General features: G+C 61.7%; 16 protein-coding genes. 14 read left to right on the top strand and 2 right to left on the bottom strand.

What is annotated here, in order from left to right; all coding sequences use genetic code 11:
• Positions 1–42: 42 nt before the first annotated feature.
• Genes hmgA through F8N82_RS20575 form a run of 4 tightly spaced genes read left to right on the top strand, consistent with a single transcriptional unit; the run spans position 43 to position 4,725 of the window.
• On the top strand, positions 43–1,344 hold the full coding sequence (gene hmgA / locus F8N82_RS20590; RefSeq protein WP_038997074.1) for a homogentisate 1,2-dioxygenase: 1,302 nt from the start codon (positions 43–45) through the stop codon (positions 1,342–1,344).
• A 3-nt stretch (positions 1,345–1,347) separates the two neighbouring features.
• Positions 1,348–2,640 (top strand): fumarylacetoacetase, encoded by a 1,293-nt coding sequence (gene fahA / locus F8N82_RS20585; protein WP_038997072.1) that lies wholly within the window; start codon positions 1,348–1,350, stop codon positions 2,638–2,640.
• Between the two features lie 12 nt (positions 2,641–2,652).
• Positions 2,653–3,279: a maleylacetoacetate isomerase gene (gene maiA, locus F8N82_RS20580; RefSeq protein WP_038997071.1), complete on the top strand. Its 627-nt coding sequence runs from the start codon at positions 2,653–2,655 to the stop codon at positions 3,277–3,279.
• A gap of 51 nt (positions 3,280–3,330) precedes the next feature.
• A complete protein-coding gene (locus F8N82_RS20575; RefSeq protein ID WP_038997070.1) occupies positions 3,331–4,725 on the top strand; it encodes an MFS transporter in 1,395 nt (464 codons plus the stop codon).
• Here the strand turns inward: F8N82_RS20575 and F8N82_RS20570 are convergent.
• A complete protein-coding gene (locus F8N82_RS20570) occupies positions 4,646–5,452 on the bottom strand; it encodes a SirB1 family protein (protein ID WP_038997069.1) in 807 nt (268 codons plus the stop codon). The genes F8N82_RS20575 and F8N82_RS20570 overlap by 80 nt on opposite strands.
• A 125-nt stretch (positions 5,453–5,577) precedes the next feature.
• Between F8N82_RS20570 and F8N82_RS20565 the strand changes: the two genes are divergently transcribed.
• The gene (locus tag F8N82_RS20565) at positions 5,578–6,597 is read left to right on the top strand and encodes a Leu/Phe/Val dehydrogenase (protein ID WP_038997067.1); all 1,020 of its coding nucleotides are present in this window, start codon (positions 5,578–5,580) and stop codon (positions 6,595–6,597) included.
• Positions 6,598–6,604: 7 nt separating this feature from the next.
• Here the strand turns inward: F8N82_RS20565 and F8N82_RS20560 are convergent, their stop codons facing one another.
• The gene (locus F8N82_RS20560) at positions 6,605–6,868 is read right to left on the bottom strand and encodes a YebG family protein (protein WP_038997066.1); all 264 of its coding nucleotides are present in this window, start codon (positions 6,866–6,868) and stop codon (positions 6,605–6,607) included.
• A gap of 227 nt (positions 6,869–7,095) precedes the next feature.
• Here F8N82_RS20560 and F8N82_RS20555 point away from each other — a divergent pair, with 227 nt between their 5' ends.
• The 9 genes from F8N82_RS20555 (at position 7,096) to F8N82_RS20515 (ending at position 16,703) form a co-directional block, all read left to right on the top strand.
• On the top strand, positions 7,096–7,602 hold the full coding sequence (locus tag F8N82_RS20555; RefSeq protein WP_038997065.1) for a disulfide bond formation protein B: 507 nt from the start codon (positions 7,096–7,098) through the stop codon (positions 7,600–7,602).
• A 565-nt stretch (positions 7,603–8,167) separates the two neighbouring features.
• Positions 8,168–9,112 (top strand): ubiquinol oxidase subunit II, encoded by a 945-nt coding sequence (gene cyoA, locus F8N82_RS20550; protein ID WP_010223516.1) that lies wholly within the window; start codon positions 8,168–8,170, stop codon positions 9,110–9,112.
• 3 nt (positions 9,113–9,115) lie between these two features.
• A complete protein-coding gene (cyoB, locus tag F8N82_RS20545; protein ID WP_038997064.1) occupies positions 9,116–11,134 on the top strand; it encodes a cytochrome o ubiquinol oxidase subunit I in 2,019 nt (672 codons plus the stop codon).
• Between the two features lie 3 nt (positions 11,135–11,137).
• On the top strand, positions 11,138–11,767 hold the full coding sequence (locus F8N82_RS20540) for a cytochrome o ubiquinol oxidase subunit III (RefSeq protein WP_026001353.1): 630 nt from the start codon (positions 11,138–11,140) through the stop codon (positions 11,765–11,767).
• Entirely contained in the window at positions 11,768–12,100 is a 333-nt protein-coding gene (cyoD, locus tag F8N82_RS20535) for a cytochrome o ubiquinol oxidase subunit IV (protein ID WP_038997063.1), read from the top strand. It abuts the gene before it with no gap.
• Between the two features lie 11 nt (positions 12,101–12,111).
• A complete protein-coding gene (cyoE, locus tag F8N82_RS20530) occupies positions 12,112–12,999 on the top strand; it encodes a heme o synthase (protein ID WP_038997062.1) in 888 nt (295 codons plus the stop codon).
• A gap of 216 nt (positions 13,000–13,215) precedes the next feature.
• On the top strand, positions 13,216–14,211 hold the full coding sequence (locus F8N82_RS20525; RefSeq protein ID WP_038997060.1) for an isocyanide synthase family protein: 996 nt from the start codon (positions 13,216–13,218) through the stop codon (positions 14,209–14,211).
• A complete protein-coding gene (locus tag F8N82_RS20520; protein ID WP_038997059.1) occupies positions 14,211–14,915 on the top strand; it encodes an HAD family hydrolase in 705 nt (234 codons plus the stop codon). The genes F8N82_RS20525 and F8N82_RS20520 overlap by 1 nt, the downstream gene beginning before the upstream one ends.
• Positions 14,916–14,942: 27 nt before the next feature.
• Positions 14,943–16,703 carry an isocyanide synthase family protein gene (locus F8N82_RS20515; protein WP_038997058.1) on the top strand — a complete coding sequence of 587 codons (1,761 nt, stop codon included), beginning with the start codon at positions 14,943–14,945 and terminating at the stop codon, positions 16,701–16,703.
• Positions 16,704–16,707: the final 4 nt, after the last annotated feature.

Raw genomic sequence — 16,707 nt, 5'->3', positions numbered from 1 at the left:
GCCCACTGCCATTGACCGGCCTGCACTGGGCCCGGAGGCTCGATGAACCTCGATAACACCCCTGTCCTCGGCTACCAGAGCGGTTTCGGCAACGAATTCGCCAGCGAAGCCTTGCCCGGCGCCCTGCCGGTCGGACAGAACTCGCCGCAAAAAGCCCCCTATGGCCTGTATGCCGAACTGTTCTCCGGCACGGCCTTTACCATGGCCCGCAGCGAGTTGCGCCGCACCTGGCTGTACCGCATTCGCCCTTCGGCCCTGCACCCGCGCTTCGAGCGCCTGGATCGGCAGCTGGCCGGTGGTCCGCTGGGCCCGGTCACGCCCAACCGCCTGCGCTGGAGCCCGCAACCGATCCCGAGCGAGCCAACCGACTTCATTGATGGCTGGGTGGCCATGGCAGCCAACTCGGCAGGTGAAAAACCGGCGGGCATCAGTATCTATACCTATTGCGCCAACCGCTCCATGGAGCGGGTGTTCTTCAATGCCGATGGCGAACTGCTGCTGGTGCCCGAGCAGGGCCGCCTGCGCATCGTCACCGAGCTGGGCGTGCTGGACGTCGAGCCGCTGGAAATCGCCGTACTGCCTCGTGGCCTGAAGTTTCGCGTCGAACTGCTCGACGCCCAGGCCCGTGGCTATCTGGCCGAGAACCACGGTGCGCCACTGCGCATCCCGGACCTGGGGCCGATCGGCAGTAACGGCCTGGCCAACCCGCGTGATTTTCTGACGCCGGTGGCCCATTACGAGGAAATCGACGGCTCGGTGCAGCTGGTTCAGAAGTTCCTCGGCGAACTGTGGGGCTGTCAGCTCAACCATTCGCCGCTGGACGTGGTCGCCTGGCACGGCAACAACGTGCCGTACAAATATGACCTGCGCCGCTTCAACACCATCGGTACGGTCAGCTTCGACCACCCGGACCCGTCGATCTTCACTGTTCTGACCTCGCCGACCAGCGTGCCGGGCATGGCCAACCTGGATTTCGTGATCTTCCCGCCGCGCTGGATGGTGGCCGAGAACACTTTCCGTCCACCGTGGTTCCACCGCAACCTGATGAACGAGTTCATGGGCCTGATCAAGGGCGAGTACGACGCCAAGGCCGAAGGCTTCCTGCCCGGCGGTGCCTCGCTGCACAGCTGCATGAGCGCCCACGGCCCGGATGCCGAGACCTGCAGCAAGGCCATCGCCACCGAGCTTGCACCGAACAAGATCGACAACACCATGGCGTTCATGTTCGAAACCAGCCAGGTGCTGCGCCCGAGCCGTCATGCGCTCGAATGCCCGCAATTGCAGGCCGACTACGATAGTTGCTGGGCCTCGTTGCCGAGCACCTTTACCCCGAATCGGAGATAACCCATGAATCAGTCCGCCCTTGCCCGCAGTTGGGTCGAACACGCCAACGGTCACGGCGACTTCCCGCTGCAGAACCTGCCCCTGGGCATCTTCAGCCGCAAGGACCAGGCGCCGCGCTGTGGCGTGGCCATCGGCGATGCCATTCTCGACCTGGAAGCGGTGCTGGCCGCCGGCCTGTTCGACGGCCAGGCCCGTGCTGCAGTCGAAGCCACCCGTGGTGGCGCGCTGAATGCTTTCTTCGCCCTCGGCCGTGGTGCACGTGTGGCCCTGCGCCAACGTCTGCTGGAGCTGCTCGGTGAGCACAGCCAACACCAGGCCGCGCTCAAGCCGCTGCTGTACCCGGTCAGCGAGTGCCAGTTGCACCTGCCGGCGCGCATCGGCGACTACACCGACTTCTATGTCGGCATCGAGCATGCCAAGAACGTCGGCAAGCTGTTCCGCCCCGACAACCCGTTGCTGCCCAACTATAAGTACGTGCCGATCGGCTATCACGGCCGCGCCTCGACCATTCGCCCATCGGGCACCGATGTGCGCCGGCCAAAAGGCCAGACCCTGCCCGCCGGCCAGACCGAGCCTAGCTTCGGCCCGTGCGCGCGCCTGGACTACGAGCTGGAACTGGGCATCTGGATTGGTCAGGGCAACGACATGGGCGATTCGATTCCGGTGGCCGAAGCCGCTGAACACATCGCCGGCTTCTGCCTGCTCAACGACTGGTCTGCGCGCGATATCCAGGCCTGGGAATACCAGCCACTGGGCCCGTTCCTGTCCAAGAGCTTCATTTCCACCATCTCCCCGTGGGTGGTGACCGCCGAAGCCCTGGAGCCGTTCCGCTGCGCCCAGCCGGCGCGCCCGGAGGGTGACCCGCAGCCGCTGTCGTACCTGCTCGACAACAACGACCAGGCCAACGGCGCCTTTGATATCGAACTGGAAGTGCTGCTGCTGACCGAGCGCATGCGTGAGCAGAACCTGCCAGCCCATCGCCTGACCCTGAGCAACACCCTGAGCATGTACTGGACCGTGGCGCAGATGGTTGCCCACCACAGCGTCAACGGTTGCCAACTGCAGCCGGGCGACCTGTTCGGTTCCGGCACCTTGTCGGGTGCCCAGCCTGGCCAGTTCGGCAGCCTGCTGGAAATCACCCAGGGCGGCAAGGAGCCGGTGGAGCTGGCGTCCGGCGAGGTGCGCAAGTTCCTCGAAGACGGCGACGAGATCATCCTGCGCGCCCGTTGCAAGCGCGACGGTGTGGCTTCGATCGGCTTCGGCGAGTGCCGCGGCAAGATCCTTCCGGCACGCTGAGAGGGCAGGGCCATGGAACTCTTTACCTACTACCGCTCGACTTCATCCTACCGGGTGCGGATTGCCCTGGCGCTCAAGCAGCTGGACGTCCAGCAGTTGCCGGTCAACCTGCTCAAGGGAGAGCAGCGCGAAGCACACTTCCTGGCCCTCAACCCGCAAGGGCGGGTGCCGGCGCTGAAGGTCGATTCCGGTGAGCTGCTGGTGCAGTCGCCGGCGATCATCGAGTACCTGGAAGAGGTTTATCCACAGCCGGCGCTGTTGCCGCAGGACCCGGTTCGCCGGGCCCAGGCCCGTGGCGTGGCGGCGCTGATCGGCTGCGATATCCATCCGCTGCACAACGTCAGTGTGCTCAACCAGCTGCGTGGCCTGGGCCATGACGACGCCCAGGTCAACCAGTGGATTGGCCACTGGATCAGCCTGGGCCTGGCTGCGGTCGAGCAGTTGATCGGTGATCAAGGCTTTTGCTTTGGCGACGAGCCGGGGTTGGCCGATGTTTACCTGATCCCGCAGCTGTACGCGGCCGAGCGCTTCAACATCGACCTTAGTGGCTTTGCGCGCATCCGCCGGGTCGCCGCCCTGGCCGAGGAGCATTCGGCGTTTGCCCAGGCCCACCCGTCGAGGCAGCCCGACACGCCATAAACCTCGCTGCTGCCCGCACCTGATACCCATAACAATAAAAGGTACCTTGCGATGCACAATCAGATTGCCAGCTTTCGCTCGGCGCTGGATGCCCGGCCCGTGTCGCGTTATCAGTGGTTGCTGTTGTTGTTACTCGCCTTGTTGTTGGTTACCGATGGTTATGATGCTCAGGTGCTGGGCTATGTGATTCCTTCTCTGGCCCAGGACTGGGGCCTGGAGAAGGCCGCGTTCGGGCCGGTGTTCAGCGCCAACCTGCTGGGCCTGACCTTGGGTTCGCTGGCGGTGACGCCGTTGGCGGATCGCTTTGGCGTGCGCCGGGTGCTGTTGTGCTGTGTGCTGTTGTATTCCAGCCTGACCGTACTGATGGTGTTCGCCAACTCGCTCAACAGCTTGATGCTGGCGCGGTTTGTCTGCGGCATCGGCATGGGCGGGGCGATGCCCAGCGCCATGGCGCTGATGTCCGAATATGCGCCGCCGCGCTTGCGCACCTTGATGGTGACCCTGGCTGCGTGTGGCTTCTCGTTCGGTGGCGCAGCAGGTGGCTTCGTTGCCGCTGGGTTTATCGACAGCTTCGGCTGGCAGTCGGTGTTTCTTGCCGGCGGTGTGGCGCCGTTGCTGCTGTTTCCGTTCCTGGCCCTGTACCTGCCAGAATCCTTGCCACGCTTGCTGCGTGATGCGCCGCCCTATGCGCGCCTGCTCAAGGTCACGGCCAAGATGCTACCGGGCTGGCAGCCACCTGCGGCCAGTGTGCAGGCGCTGGAAGAGAACCAGAACAAACTTACGCTGGTGGCGCTGTTTCGTGACGGCTACGCCAGGCCGACCCTGCTGATCTGGTCGACCTTCTTCGTCAGCCTGATCCTCTTGTACTTCATGATCAGCTGGCTGCCCTCGCTGTTGCTGGAAAGCGGCCTGGCCCTGAACCAGGCTAACCTGGTGACTTCGATGTTCCTCTTTGCCGGCACCCTCGGCGCGGTGTTCATGGCCTGGTTCGCCGACCGCCTGAAGCGCAAGGTGCGCCTGCTCAGCGCCGTGCTGCTGGCGGCGGCGGTGTTTACCGTGCTGGTCGGCCTGAATCACGACAACCCGCGCTGGCTGGTAGTCTGCGTGTTTGCCGCCGGCTTCTGCATCATCGGTGGGCAGCTGACGCTCAATGCTTTTACCAGCAACTTCTACCCGGCCCAGGTGCGTGCCACCGGCACCGGCTGGGCGTTGGGGGTAGGGCGTTTCGGCTCGATTCTCGGGCCGCTGTTCGGCAGCCTGCTGCTGGCCATGCAGTTGCCGGTCGAGCAGATATTCTTCTTTTGCGCGATCCCGGCAGTGCTGGCGGCGCTGTTGATCATTCAGGTACGCAGCCCGGCCGAGGCTCTCAGTGCACCGACCGCGACACCGGTGGCAGATGACTCAGGCGTTCAGTCAGGCGCAAGCGCTGGATTGGATCGTCGCTGAGCAGCAAGGCGTGCTCCAGGTCGAAGCGTTCGGCCTGGGGGCACTCCAGGTGCTGATACAGGGTGGCACGGGCCATGTAGTCGGCGGCGGTGCCCGGGCCGAGCTGCAACACCCGTTCGGCGTCCTTCAGGGCTTCCAGGTGATCGTCTTGGCTGGCATGCAGCTGGCGCAGGTTGCGTGACAGGCGCTGGAGCATTTGCAGCGGGCTGGCAGTCAGCAGGTGGTCGGCACTCAGGGCCAATTGCGGACCGAACTGACGGCCCAACAGCTCGCGGCAATCGGCCGGGTACAGGCGCCGGCCGCCACAAGGATCGAGCAGGTGATCGGCACCCGGCACGCGCAAGAGGAAGTGCCCGGGGAAGTTCACGCCTTCAAGGGGGATCGACAGGCCGCGGGCCAGCTCCAGGGTCAGCAGGGCCAGGGCCAGTGGCTGGCCGCGACGACGCTGCATGACCTTGTCGAGCAGCGCCGCCTGGGGCCGCAGGGGGTGGTACTCGTCCTGCTGGAAGCCCAGGGCGTTGAGGCGGCGCAGCAAAGGCTGGGCCAGCTCGCTGAGCGGCAGCATCGGCAGCCCGGCGCTGACCTCCTGTTGCAGGGCCTGAACCTCGGCCAGTACCTGCGCTGGCACCACGCTGTCATCGTGTTCGGCGGCGATCCACAGCGCCGCTTCCAGCAGGGCGACCGGGTCACGCTCAAGGCAAGCCAGACAGGCACTACGTGGGTTCATGACAACCTCCGCTCAAGCTTCTGTTGTAGCGCTGGCGCGGCCTTTCGTCCAGTGGTCCGAGTGTTGTCATCGGGCGCCAAAGCGCGACCTATACTGGGATCAGCACCTCATCGAGGAGCCTGTCGATGTTCGCTCTCATGCAAAGCACCCGCACGCAGTCGCTGCACCTGTGCATCGACCCACCGACCGGCCTCAAAGCAGTGGTCGCCATTCATAGCGAACACCTGGGCCCGGCCATGGGAGGCTGTCGCTACCTGGCTTACCCGGACGACGACAGCGCCATGATCGACGCCATTCGCCTGGCCCAGGGCATGAGCTACAAGGCCGCCCTGGCAGGGCTGCCGTTGGGCGGCGGCAAGGCGGTGATCATTCGCAACCCCCATGTGGAAAACCGCGCGGCCTTGTTCGAGGCGTTCGGGCGCTTTGTCGAAACCCTGCAGGGGCGCTTCATTACCGCGGTGGACAGCGGCACCTCGACCCTGGACATGGATTGCATCGCCCAGACCACCCAGCACGTCACCAGCACCACCGCTGCCGGCGACCCGTCACCCCATGCGGCCATGGGCGTGTTCGCCGGCATTCGCGCCACCTCGATGGCGCGTCTGGGCAGCGATAACCTCGAAGGCTTGCGTATCGCTGTGCAGGGGCTGGGCAATGTCGGCTATGCCCTGGCCGAGCAGCTGCACGCCGCCGGCGCCGAGTTGCTGGTCAGTGACCATGACCCTGGCCGGGTGCAACTGGCCATCGAGCAGTTCAATGCCCGGCCGGTAGCCAATGAGATGTTGATCAGTACACCTTGCGACATTTTTGCACCGTGCGGGGTAGGGCCGGTGCTCAATGGCCAGAGTGTGATGCAGTTGCGCTGTGCAGCGGTGGCGGGGGCGGCCAACAACCAGCTGACCACCTTGCAGGTGGCCGACCAGCTGGAAAGCCGCGGCATCCTCTATGCGCCGGATTATGTGATCAACGCTGGCGGGCTGATCTACGTGGCGCTCAAGCACCGTGGCGAGGACCTGGGCACCATTACCGCGCACCTGGCGCGGATACCTTCGCGGTTAACCGAGGTGTTTGCCCACGCCCAGGCCGAGAAACGCTCGCCGGCGCGGGTGGCGCAGATGCTCGCCGAACGGCTTATCTACAGCTGAGCGCCGGTTACTCGGCGGCGCTGTCGCTCAGTAGCTCCGAGAGGGCGTCAGGCTGGCTCTTGAAGGCCTTGGCGAACACATCGCGGTTTTTCGCCATATAGATACCGGCATCCTCGACCTGCTGTTCGCTCAGCGACGGCACGGCTTTTTTCAGGACCTCGGCCAGCAGCTCGGCCAGCTCAAGCATCTTGTCGTGACGGTCTGCTTCGGCTTTATCCATGAACAAGCGCTCCAGGTCGCGGCTGCTGCGGTATACCACTTCGACGGCCATTCATCACCTCACATGCCTTTGGTAATCGATGTATTCGATACTGTTTATTTGTACAGTGTTAATGATAGGGTAATCCACAGGACTAAGATAGTGGCAAATCAGTATTCTGCTTCTCGCCGTTCTTCACAAAGGCCTGGCGCGGCACTTTTGCCGCTCTCTGTGGTCTGCTTCAGCGTGTAGAATTGCGCATCGGCAGTCGAGCCAATCCAGTCTACGAAGGAACAGCAATGAACGAGCAAACATCGCGCCTGAATCGGGAACGGCGCTTTCTGGTACTGCTGGGGGGGATCTGTCTTGCCCTGATCGGCGGGGCGCTGTACATGCAGATCGTGCTGGGCGAGGCGCCATGCCCGCTGTGCATCCTGCAACGCTATGCCTTGCTGCTGATCGCGCTGTTTGCCTTCATTGGTGCGGCGATGCCCGGCAAGCGCAGCCTGACCCTGCTCGAGGGCCTGGTGGTGCTCAGCGCTATCGGTGGTATCGCCGCCGCCGGCAACCACGTGTACATCCTCGCCAACCCGGCGGTCAGTTGCGGCATCGACACCTTGCAACCAATCGTCGACGGCCTGCCGCTGGCCTCGGTACTGCCACTGGTGTTCCAGGTCGATGGCTTTTGCTCAACGCCATACCCGCCAGTCATGGGCCTGTCTCTGGCGCAATGGGCACTGGTAGCCTTTATACTGACCGCCGTGCTGGTGCCCCTGGGCATCTACCGCAACCGCCGTCAGGCTTAGACAAAAGTCATGTATTGACGCAAGCCCGTTGTGCAATGAGATTTGCAAAGTTTGTCGCACCGACCTTGATCCTGATCAAGGTTCAACCCTTGTAGAGCGGGCGTTCCAGGGGTATTGGAAGGGGTGCGACAAACTGTCGCGAAACTGATTTTTAAGGCGCGATTGTTACACAATTGGTAAAGGACTGTTGCTCAATAAGTCATAGTCAACGATTGGTTACCTATCTACAATCGCCCCCAATTTCCGTTCGGCACCGCTTGCGAGTCGCAGGATTAAAGGAGCTTCAGGGCTCTTTTCGCTGACTCTGACGAGCATCGCCTGCGGCGATGCCGGGCTGACCCCCCTCCGTGATTTCCCGCACCAAATGGAATTGGTCTGAACACAGGCCTGTTGCCTACTGAAGTCAAAACAATAAACACCGCAATACCCGGTTTATGCCGAGCCGCCGCAGCTGGCCTCAAGGCATGACCGTATTCGATCCCATAAATGCTAACGCTTGGCAGGACGAAGTGTTGGCGACCAAAACACAAATTGCATTGAAGCAAGCTGCTCTAGAGGTCGTGAGATGAGTAAAAAGCGTTACCCCAGACTGTTTGGCATTCTGCCCTTTTTAGGCATGCTTTTACTCAGTGGGTGCAACTGGACCCTGCTCGACCCGAAGGGCCAGGTCGGCATTGAGCAAAAGAACCTTATCCTGATCGCTACCGGCTTGATGTTGCTGGTGGTGATTCCTGTCATTTTCATGACCCTGGCGTTTGCCTGGAAGTATCGCGCTTCCAACAAGGCAGCCACCTACACTCCGGACTGGTCGCACTCGACCAAGATCGAAGTGGCGGTCTGGACCATTCCGGTTCTGATCATCATTGCCCTGGGTTACGTGACCTACAAGACCACCCATGAGCTTGATCCGTATCGTCCGCTGGTTTCCGACGTGAAGCCGGTGCAGATCGACGTGGTCGCCCTGGACTGGAAATGGCTGTTCATCTACCCGGAACAAGGCATTGCCACGGTCAACAAGATCGTCTTCCCGGCCAACACTCCGGTCAACTTCCGCGTGACCTCCGATTCTGTGATGAACTCCTTCTTCATCCCGGGCCTGGGCGGGCAGATCTACGCAATGGCTGGCATGACCACCAAGCTGCACCTGATCGCCAACGAGAACGGTGAGTTCGACGGTATCTCCGCCAACTACAGCGGTGCTGGTTTCACCGGTATGAAGTTCAAGGCAACCGCCACCTCCCAGGCTGATTTCGAGGCATGGGTGAACGAAGTCAAGCAATCGCCTAAACAGCTGGATGCGGCTGAATACGCGGCATTGGCCAAAACTAGCGAAAACAATCCAGTCGCGCTGTACAGCGTGGCCTCGCCTGAGCAGTTCCAGTCCATCGTCGACAAGTACGAAGGCATGAACCGCGGTCGGCCGGTCCACGAAAAAGAGCAGAGCAAAGAAGCGGCCGGTACCGAAGGGATGGACGTGACTATGCATTCAGCTGCTGGGGCAGAGGAGTAAGAGATGTTCGGTAAACTAAGTCTGGATGCGATTCCGTATCACGAGCCGATAGTCATGGTGACCATTGCCATGATCGCGCTCGGCGGTCTCGCGCTCGTTGGTGCTATCACCTATTTCAAAAAGTGGACCTACCTGTGGTCCGAGTGGCTGACTTCGGTCGACCACAAGAAAATCGGGGTGATGTACATCATCGTCGCGATGATCATGCTGCTGCGCGGCTTTGCCGACGCCATCATGATGCGCACGCAGCTGGCCATGGCCACCGGCGGTTCCGAGGGCTACCTGCCTCCCGAACACTATGACCAGATCTTCACCGCTCACGGTGTGATCATGATCATCTTCATGGCAATGCCATTCTTCACCGGCCTGATGAACCTGGCCCTGCCTCTGCAGATCGGTGCGCGTGACGTTGCTTTCCCGTTCCTCAACTCCCTGAGCTTCTGGCTGCTGGTGTCCGGCGTCGTGCTGGTCAACGTCTCCCTGGGTGTTGGTGAGTTCGCCAAGACCGGCTGGGTCGCTTATCCACCGTTGGCGGGTATCCAGTACAGTCCTGGCGTGGGTGTCGACTACTACATCTGGGCGCTACAGCTATCGGGTCTGGGTACGACGCTAACGGGTGTCAACTTCCTCGCCACCGTGCTGAAAATGCGCGCGCCTGGCATGAAGCTGATGGACATGCCGATCTTCACCTGGACCTGCACCTGGGCCAACGTCCTGATCGTCGCTTCGTTCCCGATCCTGACCGCTGCACTGGCTCTGCTGACGCTTGACCGTTACATGGATTTCCACATTTTCACCAACGAACTTGGTGGCAATCCGATGATGTACGTCAACCTGTTCTGGGCCTGGGGTCACCCTGAGGTTTACATCCTGATCCTGCCGGCCTTCGGTGTGTTCTCGGAAGTCACCTCGACCTTCGCCGGCAAACGCCTGTTCGGCCACAAGTCGATGATCTACGCTTCGGGCGCGATCGCGGTACTGGGCTTTGCGGTATGGCTGCACCACTTCTTCACCATGGGTTCGGGCGCCAGCGTCAACACCTTCTTCGGTCTGGCGACCATGCTGATCTCGATCCCGACCGGGGTGAAGCTGTTCAACTGGCTGTTCACGATCTACCAGGGCCGTCTGCGCTTCACCGCGCCGATCATGTGGACCCTGGGCTTCATGGTGACCTTCTCGATCGGTGGTATGACCGGCGTACTGCTGGCTGTTCCGGGTGCTGACTTCGTTCTGCACAACAGCCTGTTCGTAATCGCTCACTTCCACAACGTGATCATCGGTGGTGCGGTGTTCGGCTACATTGCCGGCTTCGCCTTCTGGTTCCCGAAAGCCTTCGGTTTCACCCTGAACGAGAAGTGGGGCAAAGCTGCCTTCTGGTTCTGGATCTCCGGTTTCTACGTGGCCTTCATGCCACTGTACGCACTGGGCTTCATGGGTATGACCCGTCGTCTGAACCACTCCGACAACCCACTGTGGGAACCCTACCTGTACGTAGCCGTGTTCGGCGCCGTGCTGATCCTGTTCGGTATCGCTTGCCAGCTGATCCAGCTGTACGTGTCGATTCGCGACCGCAAGGACAACATGGACGTGACCGGCGACCCATGGGGTGGCCGTACCCTGGAATGGTCGACTTCGTCGCCACCACCGTTCTACAACTTCGCCACCATGCCTGAGAAAGTCGGCCTGGATGCCTGGCACGAAGCCAAGGAAGCCGGTGTTGCCTACAAGGTTCCGGCCAAGTACGAAGCGATCCACATGCCGAACAACACCTCCACCGGTGTGTTCATGGGTGCCTTGCTCACCGTATTCGGTTTCGCCTTCATCTGGCACATCTGGTGGCTGGTTGGCGCAAGCCTGATCGGTACCATCGCGGTCTTCGTCGCTCACGCTGCACGTGACGACCAGGGTTACATGGTTCCAGCCGAGGAAGTGGCGCGCATCGAAGGTGAGCGCATGAAGTCCCTGGGCCTGGCTACCGGTACTCCGGTTGGCGCACGTGTCGAATCGTTTGAACGGGTTTAATCAATGTCCAGTCATGTAATTAACGCTGATACTCATGCTCATGGTCACGACCATGGGCATGACGACCACCACCACGACTCGGGCCAGATGACCGTATTCGGTTTCTGGCTGTACCTGATGACCGACTGCATCCTGTTTGCGTCGCTCTTCGCCACCTACGCGGTGCTGTCCGGCAGTTTTGCCGGCGGCCCGTCGGGTCACGACATTTTCCAGCTGGACTTTGTCGCGGTCGAAACCGCACTGCTGCTGTTCTCGAGTATCACCTTCGGCTTCGCCATGTTGCAGATGTTCAAAGGCAACAAGGGCGGCGTGCTGGGCTGGTTGGCTGTGACCTTCCTGTTCGGTGCCGGCTTCATCGCGATGGAAGTCTATGAGTTCCATCACCTGATCGCCGAGGGCTTCGGCCCGCAGCGCAGTGGCTTCCTGTCGGCGTTCTTCGCGCTGGTCGGTACCCACGGTCTGCACGTAACCGCAGGTCTGATCTGGATGGCGGTGATGATGTACCAGATCAACAAGCACGGTATCACTGGCACCGCCAAGACCCGCATGAGCTGCCTGAGCCTGTTCTGGCACTTCCTGGACGTGGTCTGGATCTGCGTGTTCACCGTCGTGTATCTGCTGGGGGTTCTGTAAATGGCTAACGCACATAACAGCCACGCCGAGGGCAACCACGGTAGCGTCAAGTCCTATGTGATCGGTTTCATCCTGTCGGTGATCCTGACGGCGATTCCGTTCGGCCTGGTGATGTTCCCGAGCATGCCGAAGGACATCACGATCATGGTCGTGGTGGCCCTGGCGGTCATCCAGGTCGTGGTTCACCTGGTGTACTTCCTGCACATGGACCGTTCCGCCGAGCAGCGCTCCAACGTGTCGACCTTCATGTTTACCGTGATGGTCATTGCACTGTTGGTCGGCCTGTCGCTGTGGATCATGTTCAGCATCCACACCAGCATGATGGCGAAGTGAGGTAAGACGACATGTCCGTTAAGCACTTTATCCAAATCACCAAACCGGGGATCATTTTCGGTAACGTGCTTTCTGTGGCAGGCGGTTTTTTCCTTGCCGCGCAAGGGCATGTCGACTTCATGCTGTTCCTGGCCACGGTGATTGGCACTTCGCTGGTGGTGGCGTCCGGTTGCGTGTTCAACAACTGCATCGACCGTGACATCGACATCAAGATGGAGCGCACCAAGAACCGTGCGATGGTCCAGGGCCAGATCTCGCTGAAAGTCGCGCTGGCCTACGCCACCCTGCTCGGGGTGGCCGGCCTTGGCCTGCTGTACGTGCAGGCCAATGCCCTGGCGGCGCTGTTCGGCCTGATCGGCTTTGTCATCTACGTCGGGTTCTACAGCCTGTACCTCAAGCGCAAATCGGTGCACGGCACCCTGGTTGGCAGCCTGTCCGGTGCCATGCCTCCGGTGATCGGCTACTGCGCGGTGAGCAACAGCTTCGACCTGGCTGCACTGACCCTGCTGGTGATGTTCAGCCTGTGGCAGATGCCGCACTCCTACGCCATTGCGATCTTCCGCTTCAACGACTACCTGGCCGCATCGATTCCGGTGCTGCCGGTCAAGCGCGGGATTCTGGTGGCCAAGAAGCACATCCTCTGGTACATCGTGGCGTTCCTGGTAGCGACCCTGATGCTGACTCTGGGTGGCTACGCGGGCATGAGCTACATGGCCGTTGCCGCGGCCATGGGCATGTACTGGCTGTACATGGCCTGGACCGGCTACAAGGCTGTCGATGACCGCCTGTGGGCACGCAAGCTGTTCGTGTTCTCGATCTTCACCATCACTGCGTTGAGCGTGATGATGTCGCTGGACACCAAAGTGCCGACCGAGCTGTTGCTGACTTACGCGCACTGATTCATCAGCGTGTAATGAAAACGCCCCAGGCTGCAGAGCCTGGGGCGTTTTTTTTTGTCTCTGCGGCCTTATCGCGGGGCAAGCCCGCTCCCACAACGACCGAAACTGCTGTTGACAAGTACCCCGGGTTTGCCGGATTTTATCGCCGCGCAGGTAAGGAGTATCTGCGCATGGCCAGAGGATGCTGGCCGTGATTCACCACACAAGGGATTGTCCATGACCGAGCTTAACGCCGTTGCTCAACGGGCGTGCCTCGCGCTGCTGCGCGAACGCCATACCTCCCCGCACCTCGATACCGCCGTGCAGGTGCTCGACTGCCTGTTCCGTCGCCGCAGCCTGGCGCCCGGGCAGGATGATGAGCTGTCGGCCGAAGTGCTCGAGCCGCATCTGGATAAAGTCCTCAAGGCTATCGATGCCGGCCAGCGTATCGAGATGGTCTTGCCCGCCTTTCCGGGCAAGTCGCCGAACCGGCAAAAAACCCTCAGCCACTTGCCAGACCTTGCCGAGCGCCACGCCATCGACGAGCTGCAGCACCTGTGCGCGGAAATCCAGGCCCTGTATGCGCCGGGCGCGTTGATTCACATTTGCTCCGACGGCTACGTGTTTTCCGACCTGGTGCGGGTGCCTGATGACCACGTCAAGGCCTACACCGACGAGATCCAGCGCTACGCGCAGCAGCACTATCCGCACAGCTTCGCCCTGTTCGACCTCAAGGATGCCTACCCGCAGTTGGGCTGCCTGGATTCGATGCGCGAGGAACTGATGATCGCGTACGGCCAGTCGCTGATCGCGCTGGGCCAGCGCTTTCAGGACGAGCCGCACATGATGCTGATGTACTGCGGCATCCACCGCTTTTTGTCCGAGGATTACTCGGGCCTTGCCGAGTTCGCCGGCATGAGTCTCAACGCTGTGAAGAAGATCGCCAAGCCGGCCTCGCAACGGGTGATCCAGCGCAGTGAAGCCTGGAGTGCGCTGCTGCAGGCGCGTTATCCACAGTGCCTGCGCCTGTCGATTCACCCGCAACTGGCGGTGTCGGCGAAGATCGGTATTCGCCTGGTGCCCACCAGCGACCTGTGGCGCACGCCCTGGCACTCGGTGGCGATCAAGCGCAGCGGGGTGGTGATGCTCGACAAACGCAGCAACATAGACGAGCGCTACAGCCGCCTGGTGTTCCGCCAGGGCCGCCCTTGTCACTACGCCAGTGCGCAATGATGCCGGTCGCGTTAGCGGCGGATGCCGTTATCTTCGACCTTGACGGCACCCTGGTCGACACCTTGCCCGATATCGTCTGGTGCCTGAACCGGGTGCTGCGCGAGCAAGGCCACCCAGCCTTGGCGCTGGAAACCATCAGTGCCTACGTGGGCGGCGGTACCGGCGCGATGCTCGAGCGGGTTGCCGCACGCCTGGGGATTACCGACGACAAGGCCCTGCATGAGCAGTACATCGCCTGCTACCAGCAGCACCTGGTGCAGTTCTCGCGACCGTTCGACGGCGTGCTGGAGCTGCTTGAGGGCTGCCGCCAGTGGCAACTGCCGATGGCCATCGTCACCAACAAGGCCCATGACATGGCCCTGCAGGTCGCCGCCCGGTTGTTCCCTGCGGACACCTTCGAGATCGTGCTTGGCCAGCGCCGTGGCTACCCACTCAAACCTCAGCCTGACGCGGCGCTGCAAGCGGCCCGCCATCTGGCAGTCGAACCGTCCCGTTGCCTGTTTGTCGGCGATACCGTCATCGACCTAATGACCGCGCGCGCCGCTGGCATGCGCGCCGTTGCCGTGACCTGGGGCTATGGCCGGGTCTTTGCCCTGCAGGCTCAGGCTGCGGATTTTTACTGCGAGCAGCCGGCAGACCTGCTGCATGCCCTGCATTTAGCCAACCAAGCTCGCGAGGCTGGCGCTGTTGCCAGCCTGCTCTGATACACCACCTCTCAAGGAAGAAAGGTCATGCAACACAAGGACACCTGGATCAAGGCGGTCAGCGATGTGCTGGCGGGTTATCTGCTCAAGGAACGCGACGATCGCTTCGACACCGCAGGTCGCGCCAACCTCGCTGCAAGCCTTGCTCATTTCTACGCGCAGCAGGCACCGGTACGCCTGGTGCTGCCGGGCTTCCCGTGCAAGTCGCCGAACGCCCGCGACCAGACCTTCGGCACGCTGCCGGACTACGGCGAGGCCATGGCCATCGAACGCCTCGATCAACTGGGCCAGGAGATTGCCGCGCTGCACAGCCCGGGTTGCGTGGTGTCGATCTTGAGTGACGGCACCACCTTCAACGACATCGTCGGTGTGCCTGACGACGTGCGCAAAGCCTACAACCAGGCGTTGCGCGAGTTGTGCACCACCCACACGATCAACTGGGTGAGCATGGAAGACCTGTTCCCCCAGGCCAGCAGTGCCGACGCCGTGCGTGCCACCCTGGTCAAGCAGGCCCGCCTGCCGTGGAAGAACGTCGAGGCGCTGATCGAGCAGAGCCGTACTGACGAGACCCTCAGCCACGGCCACGACAAGCTCTGCAGCCACCTCTACAACGACCTGCGCCTGTGCCGCGAAGCGGGGCAGAGCGAAGACGAGCATCTGCTGCAGATCGGCTACAAGGCCTACCAGATGATGTTCCGCGGCCACGCACTGAATGCCGCGGTCAATCGCTTTTTCCCCGACGACATCCGCCTGTCGGTGCATCAGTATGACAATGCCGGGCCGAAGTTCACCTTGGCCCTGGCGGACGGTCTGACGCGGGTTTCCAGCCCCTGGCATGCGGTGCCGGTGCGGCAGTTGGACGGTAGCCAGACCTTGCGCGGCCATGCTGAAGTGGACCTCGACAAGCATGTGCTGGTGCAGTATCAGGGCAGGCCCTGGCTGTATCACGAAACAGCGGGCGAAGCGTTGCAGGGTTTCGAGTTCGAACTGCAGAAGCGCCCATTGTTCGGCCTGGTGGTACGCGATCCGCTTGGCTTGGGCTTCGAGCGCTTCTCGACGCAGTTGCTGGAAAAGCTGGTAGAAGCCTTCGGCTTTGTCTGCCTGCGAGGCTGCCAGTTCGAGGATCGCGACAGTTTCGCCCGCGACTGCGAACGTTTCGGCACTATCTACCAGTGGGCCTTCGGCAAGGTGCATGTGGTCAAGCCTGCAGACAAACCTGAGGGCGTGGTGCACTCCTTGGAGAAAACCCCGCTGCACTGGGACCTGAACATGCTGCCGGCCAGCGATACCCAGGTTCAGCGTGATCCGAAGTTTTGCGCGAGCAAGTTCATGCTCTACTGCAAGACGGCACCGCAACCCGGTGAAGGCCAGACTACCATCGTCGACAGTCGCAATGCCCTGCGCAAGGTCGGCAATCAGGTTGCTCGCCAGTGGCAAGCGGTGGACATCACCTACTACACGCGCATGACCTACTTCGGTGGATCGCCTCGTAGCTACAGCCTGGTCGACCTGCACCCGCACACTGGTGGACGGATCTTGCGCTATCAGGAAGGCACCGAGTCGAGCCTGCAGACCCTGAGCCAGGAGGTACAAGGTCTCGAAGCCCAGGCCCAGCAAGCGCTGCTTGAGCAGCTCAATGCGCTGGTCTACGACGAGGAGTGCCTGATCGCCCATGAGTGGGCCGAGGGGGATCTGGTACTGATCGACAACTACCAGACCCTGCATGGCCGTTTGCCCATGTCGGCGGCTTCGGCCTCCCGCGAGCTGTGGCGGGTGCAAGTGTATTGAAGTC

Origin of the sequence: Pseudomonas fluorescens (assembly GCF_902497775.2) — a bacterium.
Taxonomy (GTDB): domain Bacteria; phylum Pseudomonadota; class Gammaproteobacteria; order Pseudomonadales; family Pseudomonadaceae; genus Aquipseudomonas; species Aquipseudomonas putida_F.
The sequence above is the reverse complement of the archived record's forward strand: the minus strand, read 5'-3'. Positions and strand labels throughout refer to the sequence as shown.

Bases quoted from the DNA above. Each gene is read 5' to 3' on its own strand.
- hmgA (WP_038997074.1), top strand. From the start codon at position 43: ATGAACCTCGATAACACCCCTGTCCTCGGCTACCAGAGCGGTTTCGGC.
- fahA (WP_038997072.1), top strand. From the start codon at position 1,348: ATGAATCAGTCCGCCCTTGCCCGCAGTTGGGTCGAACACGCCAACGGT.
- maiA (WP_038997071.1), top strand. From the start codon at position 2,653: ATGGAACTCTTTACCTACTACCGCTCGACTTCATCCTACCGGGTGCGG.
- F8N82_RS20575 (WP_038997070.1), top strand. From the start codon at position 3,331: ATGCACAATCAGATTGCCAGCTTTCGCTCGGCGCTGGATGCCCGGCCC.
- F8N82_RS20570 (WP_038997069.1), bottom strand. From the start codon at position 5,452: ATGAACCCACGTAGTGCCTGTCTGGCTTGCCTTGAGCGTGACCCGGTC.
- F8N82_RS20565 (WP_038997067.1), top strand. From the start codon at position 5,578: ATGTTCGCTCTCATGCAAAGCACCCGCACGCAGTCGCTGCACCTGTGC.
- F8N82_RS20560 (WP_038997066.1), bottom strand. From the start codon at position 6,868: ATGGCCGTCGAAGTGGTATACCGCAGCAGCCGCGACCTGGAGCGCTTG.
- F8N82_RS20555 (WP_038997065.1), top strand. From the start codon at position 7,096: ATGAACGAGCAAACATCGCGCCTGAATCGGGAACGGCGCTTTCTGGTA.
- cyoA (WP_010223516.1), top strand. From the start codon at position 8,168: ATGAGTAAAAAGCGTTACCCCAGACTGTTTGGCATTCTGCCCTTTTTA.
- cyoB (WP_038997064.1), top strand. From the start codon at position 9,116: ATGTTCGGTAAACTAAGTCTGGATGCGATTCCGTATCACGAGCCGATA.
- F8N82_RS20540 (WP_026001353.1), top strand. From the start codon at position 11,138: ATGTCCAGTCATGTAATTAACGCTGATACTCATGCTCATGGTCACGAC.
- cyoD (WP_038997063.1), top strand. From the start codon at position 11,768: ATGGCTAACGCACATAACAGCCACGCCGAGGGCAACCACGGTAGCGTC.
- cyoE (WP_038997062.1), top strand. From the start codon at position 12,112: ATGTCCGTTAAGCACTTTATCCAAATCACCAAACCGGGGATCATTTTC.
- F8N82_RS20525 (WP_038997060.1), top strand. From the start codon at position 13,216: ATGACCGAGCTTAACGCCGTTGCTCAACGGGCGTGCCTCGCGCTGCTG.
- F8N82_RS20520 (WP_038997059.1), top strand. From the start codon at position 14,211: ATGCCGGTCGCGTTAGCGGCGGATGCCGTTATCTTCGACCTTGACGGC.
- F8N82_RS20515 (WP_038997058.1), top strand. From the start codon at position 14,943: ATGCAACACAAGGACACCTGGATCAAGGCGGTCAGCGATGTGCTGGCG.